Genomic DNA, 11,352 nt, shown 5'->3' with positions numbered 1-11,352 from the left:
GATTTGTATTTGAAGGTGCGTCAGGCTCATTTTCAGGACGGTTTGAGCGGGCGCCAGATTGCCCGGGGTTTTTGGGATCAGCCGGGACAGTGTTGCGAAGATGCTGGCCTGTTCGGAACCGCCGGGGTATCGGCGGACGGCGCCGATCCGACGGCCCAGGCTGGATGCTTTCATTGGTCAGATCGACCGGTGGCTGACCGAGGACAAAGGCCGGCCACGGAAGCAACGTCACACGGCGAAGCGCATTTTCGAGCGGCTGCGGGATGAGTGCGGATTTGATGGCGGCTCCACGATCGTGAAGGATTACGTCCGGCTCTCGAAGCGGACCGGCAAGGAGATGTTCGTGCCGCTCAGCCATCCCGCGGGGCATGCGCAGGCCGATTTTGGCGAAGCACTTGTGGTGATCGGCGGTGTTGAGCAGAAAGCGCACTTCTTTGCCATCGATCTGCCGCACAGCGACGCCTGTTATGTCCGGGCCTGCCCGGCAGCCACCACGGAGGCCTGGCTTGACGGACATGTCCATGCCTTTGCGTTCTTCGGCGCTCTCCCTCAGTCGATCCTTTACGACAACGACAAGTGCCTCGTTGGGCATTGCCAAGTTGTTGTATGGTGCAGCCCTTGCTACAGGGTTCCGGATGAAAATGCGGTCATCTCTGCCGCGCCTGAAGGGCTTCCGCTTCCCCGGCGAGATCATCGCTTATGCTGTCTGGGTCTATCACCGCTTCGCTCTAAGCACTGCCGACGTCGAGGACCTCCTGGCAGAGCGCGGCGTGATCGTCAGCCGCGAAACGGTTCCGTCGCAAATTTTGGGTGTGATCTTTCGCCTGGCGGGTGACGTCGATATGTCGACGGCTTCAACGCCACCGCTGACGGAATGACAGGATGATCGACTTCAAGGGCGCCCACTATCCCAAAGAAGCCATCCTTTACGCGGTGTTCTTCTACGTTCGCTACGCCGTTTCGTATCGCGATCTGGAATAAATCATGGCCGAGCGTAGCGTCCCTGTCGATCACGCGACGCTGAACCGCTGGGCGGTGAAATATGCGCCGCTGATCGCAGACGTGGCGCAGCAGCGCAAAGCGGCAACCGCCAGATCATGGCCCGTCGATGAAACATACATAAAGGTGAAGGGGGAGTGGACCTACCTGTACCGGGCGGTGGATCGGGACGGTCAACCCTTGATTTTATGCTGTCTGAACGGCGAGACGAAGACGCAGCCACCCGGTTCTTCGAGCGGACGATGGACCGGAACGGCTGGCCGGACAAGGTGGTCATTGACAAGAGTGGCGCCAACCGGGCCGGTCTCGACAACATGAACATCGCGCTGATCCTGGCCGGCTGGTACTGGCTCATCGAGGTCTTGCAGGTGACGTATCTGAACAATCGCATCGAGCAGGACCACCGGTTCATCAAGAAGATCACCCGCCCGATGATGGGCTTCAAATCCTTCGATGCTGCGCAGGCGACCCTCGCGGGAATTGAGGCCGCTCACATGATCCGAAAGGGGCAACTTGGTGATGCCGGACGCAGTCCGTTCCAAGTCTTCGCGGACCTCGCAGGATAAGTGTGTCTGGCCAAAGGGCTATCCGCGCGCGCCAGAAAAGTTCGCGACAGAACCCCCGCAGCCGCATCGAGGCGAGGATGCGCTGCCTGAAAGCCTTCGGTGAGCGCATCATGGCAAGAGACTCCGACCGCCAGACCGCCGAAATCCATATCCACATCGCCCTTATGAACCGCTTCAACGCCCTCGGCACCGCCGAGATCGTCCGCGTCGCATGACATCAGCGGGCAAAGGGGAAATCACGCCTCAACCAAGAGTTCTGCAACAATGCCGGTCAAACGGACGGGCACGCTAATCGGGCGCAATTATTTTATTGATTTTTGATCAAAAATGAAACATCAATACTTGAGCAGGCAAATCCGTCGGCTTTGGATTCCATCGCCTGCGCAAACGGGAGGAAAACATTGGCACTTTCTAAGTTCACGGCGGCTGTGACCGCAGGTTTCATCGCGGCAGGCGCAACTGTCGCGACGGCAGAAGTCATCGACGTTCATATGTCGATCCCGAAGGATCTGACCTTCTTGTCAGACAGCGCCAAGATGATGGACGAGTCCCTGCGCGCCATGAGTGGCGGCGAAGTGGGCATGGAACTCTATGGTTCGGGCGAGCTGGTTCCGGCGGGTGAAATCCTTGAAAATGTCAGCTCCGGCGCGATCCCGGCGGGCTGGACCTTCCTCGGTCAGTGGGGCGGCACCATCCCCGTGGCGCAGATCGCGGCGACGCCCTTTGGTGCAGGCCCCGAGCAGTTGGCGGCTTGGCTCCATGTGGGTGGCGGTCTGGAGATCATCCAGCGGGGCTTTGACGAGGTGAACGTCAAAGTGCTCGCCTGCCACGTGACCAATCCCGAGCCCGGTGGCTGGTTCAACAAAGAGATCAACTCGGTCGAAGATTTCAACGGTCTGAAGATGCGCATGAGCGGCGTCGGCGCCCGGGTTCTGAACGAGTTCGGTGCCTCGGCCCAGTTCCTGCCTGCGGGCGAGATCTACCTGGCGCTGGAGCGCGGCCGGATCGATGCCTCCGAGTTCTCGCTGCCGATCATCGACAAGGATCTCGGGTTTAACCAGATCGCCAAATACTACTACTATCCGGGCTGGCACCAGCCGGGCAGTATCGATGTTCTGCTGATCAACATGGATGTGTGGAATGGTATGAGCGATGCCGAGCGCGCCATGTATGACGCCGCCTGTCAGCAAGCCCTTCAGTGGACGCTGGCCTATGCGCCCTCCGCCCAGACGCCCCAGATTGAGGAATTCGAGGCGGGTGGCACCGAGGTGAAGCGCTTCCCCGATGACGTGCTGATGAAGCTGCGCGAGACCACCGAAAAGGTGCTTGAGGAAGAGGCCGCCAAGGACGCGCTCTATGGCGAAGCCTACAATTCGATGAAAGAATTCGTCGCCTCCTCGGGTCGCTGGACCTCGCTGCAGACGCTGCCCGAGTAAGCAATAGTGGCACACGGTATGGAACCCCGCACGGGGTCTCCGGATCGTGGTACCGGCCCCGTTCATGCGGTCCTTCGCGGGATCGCATGGATCGGGCAGGCCGCGGCCTGGCTGATCCTGCCCATTCTGGTCCTGGTGCTGATCAGCGTCGTGCTGTCGCTCGCCAAGGTCGGAACGATCTTTCGATGGGAGAGCGATGTTTTCCTGTTCGGGTCGAAGCTGACCCTCGCCAGTCTGGGCGATCTGCAATGGCATCTCTTTGGCATCATGCTGATGCTGACCATCGCCAGCGCTCTGGTCAGTGACGCCCATGTCCGCGTGGATTTCCTGCGCCAGCACATGAGCAAGCGGCAAAAGAACATTGTCGATATCATCGGCCATCTGCTCTTTCTCCTGCCCTTCTGCGCGGTCGTGATCTGGCACAGTCAGGACTTTGCCATGCGGTCCTTCTCTCTGGGCGAAGGGTCCGATTATGACGGGCTTTATGACCGCTACTTTCTGAAATCCTTCATTCCCATCGGCTTTACGCTCTTGTTCGCGGCGGGGCTGGGCTTGCTCATCCTGCGGCTTCGGGCGCTACGCGGCGATGCGGAGGAGTTCCCGGATGATTGAACATTTTGTGCCGCTGATGATGGTCGTCTGCCTGCTGGCGGGGATCTTCAGCGGCTATCCTGTGGCCTTCGTGCTGGGGGGCATCGGTATCCTCTTCGCCTTTATCGGCGGGCTGCCCTTTACCTTCCTGAAGATCGGCGTGTCGCGGATCTATGCGGGTGTGATTGAGAACTGGCTGCTCCTTGCCGTGCCGCTTTTCGTCTTCATGGGGGCGATGCTGGACAAATCGGGGCTGGCGCAAAACCTGCTCTATAGTCTCGAACGGGCGCTGGGGCGCAAACGAGGTGGGCTTGCGATTGCCGTAGCGCTGTTGGGCATCATCATGGCAGCCAGCACCGGGATCGTCGGCGCGTCGGTCGTTATGCTGAGCACGCTGGCCCTGCCGATCATGCTGCGCGAGAACTATAAACCCGAACTGGCCGTCGGCACTATCGCCGCGTCGGGCACGCTGGGCATTCTGATCCCGCCTTCGATCATGCTGGTGCTGGTGGGCGACATCCTGCAGATCTCGGTGGGCGAGCTCTTTGTCGGTGCAATCGTGCCGGGATTGCTGCTGGGCGGGCTTTATATTGGCTACATCATCTTCGTGGCGATCACCCGACCCGGCGACGCCCCGATTTCCGCAACGCGCGAGGGCGAAGGTTCTCTGGCCTTTGCGCTCCTGCGCGATCTCTTCGCACCGCTGATGCTGATCCTCACCGTCCTCGGCTCCATCGCGACGGGTGCTGCGACGCCCACCGAGGCCGCAGGTCTTGGAGCGATCTGCGCCATGGGTCTGGCCGCGCTGAACCGCAAGCTCACTTTCCGCACCTTGTCGGCCTGCGTCCGCGAAACCGGCAACACCTCGGCGATGATCCTCGGTGTGCTCGTCGGCGCCACGATCTTCGGCATGGTGTTCAAGGGCCTGAAGGGCGACAAGATGATCGAGAACGCGATCCTGTTCTTCGATCTCGGGGCCTATGGCACGCTGGGCATTCTGCTCTTGATGATCTTCATCATGGGCTTCTTCCTCGAATGGGTCGAGATCAGCTTTATCGTGCTTCCACTCTTTGCGCCCATCGTGGCGGGACTGGATTTCGGGCTCGGTCTCACGCGCGATCAGCAGCTATTGTGGTTCGCGATGCTGGTGGCGGTGAACCTGCAAACCAGCTTCCTGACCCCGCCCTTTGGCTATTCGCTATTCTATATCAAAGGTGTGGCTCCGCCAGAGATCAGCATCCGAATGATCTACAGGGGCATCATTCCCTTCGTCGCGTTGCAATTGCTTGGACTGGCGCTGCTGATCATCTGGCCACAACTGGTCCTGTCGGTCCCTGACGCCGTATTCGGAAATTGAAGGAGCCTGAGATGACGGATGACGTGACCAAGGACAGGGCCTCCGGGCTGCGCCTGCCGGGTCTCCGGGGGCGCCGGGTCGTGGTGACCGCCGGCGCCGGGGGGATCGGCCTCGCCATCGCCCGGGTTCTTTATGAACAGGGCGCGCGGCTGGCGATCTGCGACGTGAGCGCGGAGGCTCTGCGAACCGCGAGTGCGGAGCTGGGCGATTGCCTCGCAATGCAGGCCGATGTGTCGGACGATGCGCAGGTCAGCGCGTTTTTCGACGCGGTGTCTGCGGAGCTGGGCGGGCTGGATGCGCTCGTGAACAATGCGGGCATTGCTGGACCGACGGCGAAGGTCGAGGACATCACCCCCGAAGACTGGCGTCGCTGCGTAGATATCTGCCTGACGGGACAGTTCCTCTGCGCCCGGCAAGCTGTCCCGATGATCAAGGCTGCGGGCGGCGGGGCCATGGTGAATATGGGCTCAGCGGCGTCTAAGCACGGCTATGTCCATCGCAGCCCCTATTCGGCGGCAAAATTCGGCGTGATCGGCCTGACCCAGAGCCTCGCCAAAGAGCTCGGTCCCGGCAACATCCGCGTCAACGCTGTGCTGCCCGGCATTGTCGAAGGTCCCCGCATGGAGGGAGTCATCCGCGACCGCGCCGCCGCGCAGGGGATCAGCTACGAGGAGATGGAGGCGAATTACCTGCGCAACATCTCGCTCCGCCGGATGGTGTCGCAACAGGATGTCGCCATGAGCGTGGCTTTTCTGATCTCCGATGCTGGTGCGACGCTCTCAGGGCAGTCACTGGGCGTGGACGGCAATATCGAAGCGCTTTGACGCGAAACGGAAAGTTCAGACATGAGCAAAGAGAATGTGAAATCGGGTAAGGTGATCATCACCTGTGCCATCACCGGCGCCATCCATACGCCCTCCATGTCGCCGCACCTGCCGGTGACGCCGGATGAGATCGTGTCGGAGTCGCTCGCGGCGGCAGAGGCCGGCGCTTCGATCCTGCACCTTCATGCGCGCCATGCCGACGGGCGTCCGGATCAGAGCCCTGAGGGGTTCGCGCAGTTCCTGCCGCGGATCAAACAATCCACCGATGCGGTGATGAACATCACCACCGGCGGCAGCCCCTATATGAGCGTCGAGGAACGTGCCGCCCCCGCCGCGACCTGGCAGCCGGAACTGGCGTCGCTGAACATGGGGTCGATGAATTTCGGCCTCTACCCGATGCTGAACCGCTTCAAGGAGTTCAAACATGACTGGGAGCGGGAGCATCTCGAAGGCTCCCGCGACCTCGTCTTCCGCAACTCTTTCAAGGACATCGAATATGTACTGGAGACCTGCTACGGCAACGGCACCCGGTTCGAGTTCGAGTGCTACGACATCTCGCATCTCTACAACCTCGCCCATTTTGCCGATCGCGGGCTGGTGAAGGCGCCGTTCTTCGTCCAGTCGGTCTTTGGCCTTCTCGGCGGCATCGGCGGCCACCCCGAGGACGTGTTGCACATGAAGCGCACCGCCGACCGGCTGTTTGGCGAGGACTACCGCTGGTCGGTACTGGGCGCTGGTGCGAACCAGTTCCGCATAGCCACGCAGGCCGCGACGCTCGGTGGCAATGTCCGTGTTGGGCTGGAGGACAGCCTTTGGGCCGGGCGCGGTAAACTCGCAACATCGAATGCCGAGCAAGTTGCGAAGATCCGGGGGATCGTCGAAGGTCTCGGCCTCTCGGTCGCCACACCGGACGAGGCACGTGAGATCCTTGGCCTCAAGGGCGGCGATCAGGTCGCGTTCTGATCAACGAGGGTGCCATGGAAAAGATCGCCATCATCGGCTGCGGATTGATCGGACAGGGTTGGGCGGCAGTGTTCGCGCAGGCGGGCTTTGCCGTGGCGCTCTACGATGCAGCGCCGAACGCGGCCAAGGCCGCCCTTGACGCTATGGATCAGCGGATCGCGGATCTGGCAGAGTTCGACCTGATCGATCCCGCTGACGCCCCTGCCATTCTGAGCCGGTTCTCGGTTGCAAAGTCCCTCGCAGATGCCCTCGAAGAGACCGTCTACGTGCAGGAAAACGGGCCGGAGCGGGTCGAGGTGAAACGCAGCCTCACCACCGAGATCGACGCGCTCGCCGCGCCGGATGTTCCCATCGGCAGTTCCACCTCCGGTATCTCCGCCTCGCGCTATTGCGAGGAGATCCCGGGCCGTCACCGCTGTCTTGTCGTCCACCCGATCAACCCACCGCACCTGATCCCGGCGGTCGAGATTGTGCCGACACCTTGGACGGATGCCATAGTCACCAAGCGGGTCGAAGAGATCATGACGCAAGCGCGGCGGGAGACGATTGTCCTCAGCCGCGAAATCGACGGTTTCGTGGTGAACCGCCTGCAAGGCGCACTCCTCGAAGAAGCGTTTCGGCTGGTCGGCGACGGGATCGTCTCGGCCAAGGATCTCGACAAGGCGATCTGCGAGGGGCTCGGCCTGCGCTGGTCTTTTATGGGGCCGATGAAGACGATCCACCTGAATGCGCCCGGGGGCGTCGCCGATTATGTAGCCCGCTACGGTCAGATGTATCGCGGTTTCGGTGTCGCTCCCGCGGATGCGCCGGATTGGGCCGATGTTGTGGACCGATCCCTCGGCGCCGAGATGGAACGTCTCATTCCCTTGCAGGACCTTCCCGACGCGCAGGCTACACGCGACCGCACCCTGATGGCGCTCCTGCGGCACAAGGCACGCTCCCAATCTAACCTTTGAAAGCCGGAACCGACACCATGCAAAGCCCTGATATCCTGACCCTCAATGACCGCGACAACATTGCCGTCGCGCTGCGACAGATCGAGCCGGGCACGGCGCTGCCGCAGGCCGGTCTGGTGGCTCAGGACGCCATCCCGTCGGGCCACAAACTATCGCTGACCGCCATCGCATCAGGTCAGGAAATCGTGAAATACGGCAGCATCATTGGTGTCGCCACACAGGATATTCTGGCGGGTGCCCATGTGCATGTGCACAACGTTGCCATGACCGCGTTCGAGCGGAGCGACCGCTACGGCGCTCATGCCCGTCCCACCGAGGTCCTGCCCGTGGCCGAGCGTGCGACCTTTGAAGGCTACGTGCGCGCCGATGGCAGCGTCGGGACGCGTAACTACGTGGGGATTGTCACCTCTGTGAACTGCTCGGCCTCGGCGGCGAAATTGCTGACCCGCGAGGCGGAGCGCGCGGGCTTGCTGGATCAGTATCCCGGTGTCGACGGCATCGTCCCCATCGTCCACGGCGCGGGCTGCTGCATCGGCACCGATGACGAGGCGTTCCGCAAGCTGCAACGGGCGATCTGGGGCCATGCGACCCACGCGAATTTTGCCTCCGTGCTCATGCTGGGGCTGGGCTGTGAAGCCAACCAGATCCCCTTGATGCTTGAGGCCTATGGGCGGCCCGAAGACGAGACCTTTCACTACTATACGCTGCAAAGTGCCGGCGGCACACGCAAGACCATCGAGAAGGGTCTGCAATGGCTGGAAACCGCGCTGGATCAGGCGTCCAAGGCTAAGCGTGAGACCGTCGATGCCTCCCATCTGACCGTGGCGCTGCAATGCGGCGGGTCGGATGGCTATTCCGGCATCACCGCCAACCCCGCTCTGGGTCATGCAGTGGATCTGCTCGTGCGCAATGGCGGTACGGCGGCGCTGGCCGAGACGCCCGAGATCTACGGTGCCGAGAACCTCCTGACCGACCGCGCGGCGAGCCCCGAAGTCGGGCAGAAGCTGGTTGATCTGCTGGAATGGTGGGAAGACTACGCGGCCAAGCACGGCTCCGAGATGAACAACAACCCGACTCCCGGAAATAAGGCCGGTGGCCTGACCACCATTCTGGAAAAATCCCTCGGCGCGGTGGCCAAGGCGGGCAGCACCAATCTGAACGGCGTTTATGGCTATGGGGAGAAGATTACCGCCAAGGGCCTCGTCTTTGTGGACAGCCCCGGCTACGATCCGGTGTCGATCACGGGCGAGGTGGCGTCGGGCTGCAATCTCGTATGCTTCACCACCGGGCGCGGCTCTTGTTACGGCAACAAGCCGGTGCCCTCGATCAAGATCGCCTCCAACAGTGCCATGTACGGCCATATGCAGGAGGACATGGACCTCAATTGCGGCACCATCGCAGATGGCAGCGAAACCGTGACAGAGGCCGGGGAGCGGATCTTTGACATGATACTGAAAACCGCCTCGGGTCAGCAGACGAAATCCGAAGAACTCGACATCGGCGACGCGGAATTCGCGCCGTGGCAAACCTACGCGCAGATGTGAGGGGTCAACCGGTTTTCTGAGATGCGGCCAGCGAGCGCAGCAGGACCTCATAGGCTTCCTTGAGGTCCTGCGCCAGAGCCGCCACGGCGGCCTCTGCGTCACCACTACGGATCGCGCGGACGATCTCCCGGTGCAGAACGTTTGAGACCCGGAACTGATCTTCACGCTCCAGTTGGTAGAGATGCGGGCTGACCCGCAGCCAGAGCGTGTCGATCAACCCCATCAGAACCGGCGATCCGGACTGACGGTAGAGCCGGAAGTGAAATTCGTAATTGGTCTTGATAAAAGACGGAATGTCGCCCGACTGCTCGGTCTCTTCGAGACGCGCCAAAAGATCGGACAGATCCTTCAGAAAGGCGTCATCGCGGTTCGCAACGGCCCAGCGGACGGCGAGGCACTCCACTTCAAGCCGCACATTGCGCAGGTCGTTCAGTTCTTCAAGCGTCAGGGTCGGAACACCAACCGACCGCCCGGAGACATTGGCCAGAACTCCGATCGCAACAAGCCGCATCAGCGCTTCACGTACCGGCATCGCACTGACGGCAAAAGCCTCAGCCACCCGCGCAACACGGACCGGCTCGCCGGGCGTAAACTGCCCTTCGCGCAGGAGCGTGCAGAGTCGATCATAAACCTGATCGTGCAGCTTGTCCTTCTGGACCGGTGTTACATTTTCCAGCAATTCGGTCTTCTTCGTTTCTCCGCGAGCGCGGGCGGTTATAATTATCATCCTTCGTTCGCGTAACATATGCGAATAGTCGAGTTGTTGTAAGTGCGTTGCCACTTAGGGGGCCGTCGCACTTTTTCGGATGGGCACGGCAAGCCGTAAGCGGTGCGGCGCTCACACGCGTCTGATGTAATTCCGGCGCAGCAACTCGTTGATGTCTGTTTGTTCACGCTCCTCCGCGATGGCGGTCGGCACCCCATGCAGATGGCACTGTAAAGTTACCGCGCATAAGGAGAGTGGGGCATTGGCCCTGCAATCACGCGACCTCTACGCCCGCGATGCTCCACCAATGGTTCATCGCGGCTTGACGGAGTTCCCGGAACTCAGCGGAGGTCATTTCGTGGCGGGGCAGATGGAACAGGTTGGCGATCGGGTCGTGGATCGAGACGAACCGCTGCAGATGTCCCGGCGTCTTGAACCCCTTCATGATCCGCTCTCGTCGTCGCACCGGTTGGTGCGAATTTTCACCACGGTTGTTCAGGCCCTTGTGAGACCGGTGCTCAATACCCGGCGCGATCTCCTTCTTCGCTGCCGAATATGAGCTCAGCTTGTCAGTAACCATGACACGGGGAAGGCCGTGCTTTTTCAGGAGTTTGCGCAGAAGCCGCCTGGCGGCTTTCTTGTCCCGGCGGCTCTGCACGAGGACATCCAGGACGAAACCCTCCTGATCCACAGCGCGCCAGAGCCAATGTTTCTTGCCCCCGATTTTAACGACGACTTCATCGAGGTGCCATTTATCCCCCATCTTCCCAGCCGATTTCCGGCGGATCCTGCCCGCAAACTGCCGACCGAACTTCTCCGTCCAGGCCCGCACAGTCTGGTGCGACACGATGATCCCACGCGCAGCTAACAGGTCCTCAACCATTCGCAGACTCAGCGGAAACTCGAATTATAGCCAAACTGCATAAGCGATCACGTCCGGCGGGAAACGGTGGCGGCGATAGAGGTCAGCGGGGATCATGCCGCCAGATCGCATATCTCACCGATTACCGCCTTAACTTTACGGTGCCCCGAGGGTGCTTAGCCGGTCGCCATGAATGTCCCAGCTGAGATGCCTCGCCTGAAGGGCTACCGCTTTCCCCGTGAAGTCGTTGCCTACGCCGTTTGGGCCTATCATCGGTTCGCGCTGAGCACGGCGGATGTAAAGGATCTGCTCGCCGAGCGAGGCGTCATCGTCAGCCGGGAAGCCGTTCGGAAATGGGTGAACCGGTTTGGTCGGCATTTCGCGCATTGCATCAAGCGCGACCGGCCCGCAGCGTCAGATAAGTGGCACCTCGATGAAGTCGCCGTTCCGATCAACGGTATCAAGATGTGGTTATGGCGGGCCGTGGATGGTGAGGAGGACAAGAAATTGATCCGGGGGATCAATTTCCCGACGAACGCGATGTGCTC

Annotated in this window: 9 protein-coding genes and 5 pseudogenes; 12 read left to right on the top strand and 2 right to left on the bottom strand. The window is 61.1% G+C overall.

Translation table 11 applies throughout. The annotated features are described in order from the left end of the window. The 11 genes and pseudogenes from istA to FEV53_RS18200 form a co-directional block, all read left to right on the top strand. Positions 1-586, top strand: a pseudogene (istA, locus tag FEV53_RS18250) (IS21 family transposase); the annotation flags it as partial. Between the two features lie 49 nt (positions 587-635). Further along, a pseudogene (locus FEV53_RS18245) lies at positions 636-794 on the top strand (IS6 family transposase); the annotation flags it as partial. An 88-nt stretch (positions 795-882) separates the two neighbouring features. Next, positions 883-1,565 (top strand): annotated as a pseudogene (locus FEV53_RS18240) (IS6 family transposase). 56 nt (positions 1,566-1,621) lie between these two features. After that, positions 1,622-1,780 (top strand): annotated as a pseudogene (locus FEV53_RS18235) (IS5/IS1182 family transposase); the annotation flags it as partial. Between the two features lie 186 nt (positions 1,781-1,966). Beyond that, complete coding sequence (locus FEV53_RS18230) at positions 1,967-3,001, top strand: TRAP transporter substrate-binding protein (protein WP_246100913.1); 1,035 nt, start codon at positions 1,967-1,969, stop codon at positions 2,999-3,001. A gap of 18 nt (positions 3,002-3,019) precedes the next feature. After that, positions 3,020-3,613, top strand: coding sequence for a TRAP transporter small permease subunit (locus FEV53_RS18225; RefSeq protein ID WP_142836154.1), 594 nt, complete (start codon positions 3,020-3,022; stop codon positions 3,611-3,613). Continuing rightward, positions 3,606-4,949 carry a TRAP transporter large permease gene (locus tag FEV53_RS18220; protein WP_142836153.1) on the top strand — a complete coding sequence of 448 codons (1,344 nt, stop codon included), beginning with the start codon at positions 3,606-3,608 and terminating at the stop codon, positions 4,947-4,949. The genes FEV53_RS18225 and FEV53_RS18220 overlap by 8 nt, the downstream gene beginning before the upstream one ends. 11 nt (positions 4,950-4,960) lie before the next feature. After that, a complete protein-coding gene (locus FEV53_RS18215; protein ID WP_142836152.1) occupies positions 4,961-5,773 on the top strand; it encodes an SDR family oxidoreductase in 813 nt (270 codons plus the stop codon). Positions 5,774-5,794: 21 nt separating this feature from the next. Next, positions 5,795-6,736, top strand: a complete 942-nt coding sequence (kce, locus tag FEV53_RS18210) for a 3,5-dioxohexanoate:acetyl-CoA acetone transferase (RefSeq protein ID WP_142836151.1) — start codon at positions 5,795-5,797, stop codon at positions 6,734-6,736. A gap of 14 nt (positions 6,737-6,750) precedes the next feature. Further along, the gene (locus FEV53_RS18205) at positions 6,751-7,692 is read left to right on the top strand and encodes a 3-hydroxyacyl-CoA dehydrogenase (protein ID WP_142836150.1); all 942 of its coding nucleotides are present in this window, start codon (positions 6,751-6,753) and stop codon (positions 7,690-7,692) included. Positions 7,693-7,709: 17 nt separating this feature from the next. Further along, positions 7,710-9,236 carry a UxaA family hydrolase gene (locus FEV53_RS18200; protein WP_142836149.1) on the top strand — a complete coding sequence of 509 codons (1,527 nt, stop codon included), beginning with the start codon at positions 7,710-7,712 and terminating at the stop codon, positions 9,234-9,236. 4 nt (positions 9,237-9,240) lie between these two features. On the opposite strand, the gene FEV53_RS18195 is transcribed toward FEV53_RS18200, so the two are convergent. Further along, a complete protein-coding gene (locus FEV53_RS18195) occupies positions 9,241-9,963 on the bottom strand; it encodes a GntR family transcriptional regulator (protein ID WP_221931667.1) in 723 nt (240 codons plus the stop codon). Between the two features lie 253 nt (positions 9,964-10,216). After that, a pseudogene (locus FEV53_RS18190) lies at positions 10,217-10,921 on the bottom strand (IS6 family transposase). A gap of 72 nt (positions 10,922-10,993) precedes the next feature. Between FEV53_RS18190 and FEV53_RS18185 the strand changes: the two are divergent. After that, positions 10,994-11,352, top strand: a 359-nt coding sequence (locus FEV53_RS18185) for a transposase (protein WP_142836148.1), incomplete at its 3' end; no start/stop codon positions are given.

The organism is Palleronia caenipelagi (genome assembly GCF_007004065.1).
In the GTDB taxonomy this organism is placed as follows: Bacteria; Pseudomonadota; Alphaproteobacteria; order Rhodobacterales; family Rhodobacteraceae; genus Palleronia; species Palleronia caenipelagi.
Note: the sequence above shows the minus strand (reverse complement) of the source record. Positions and strands in the feature narration are given on the sequence as shown.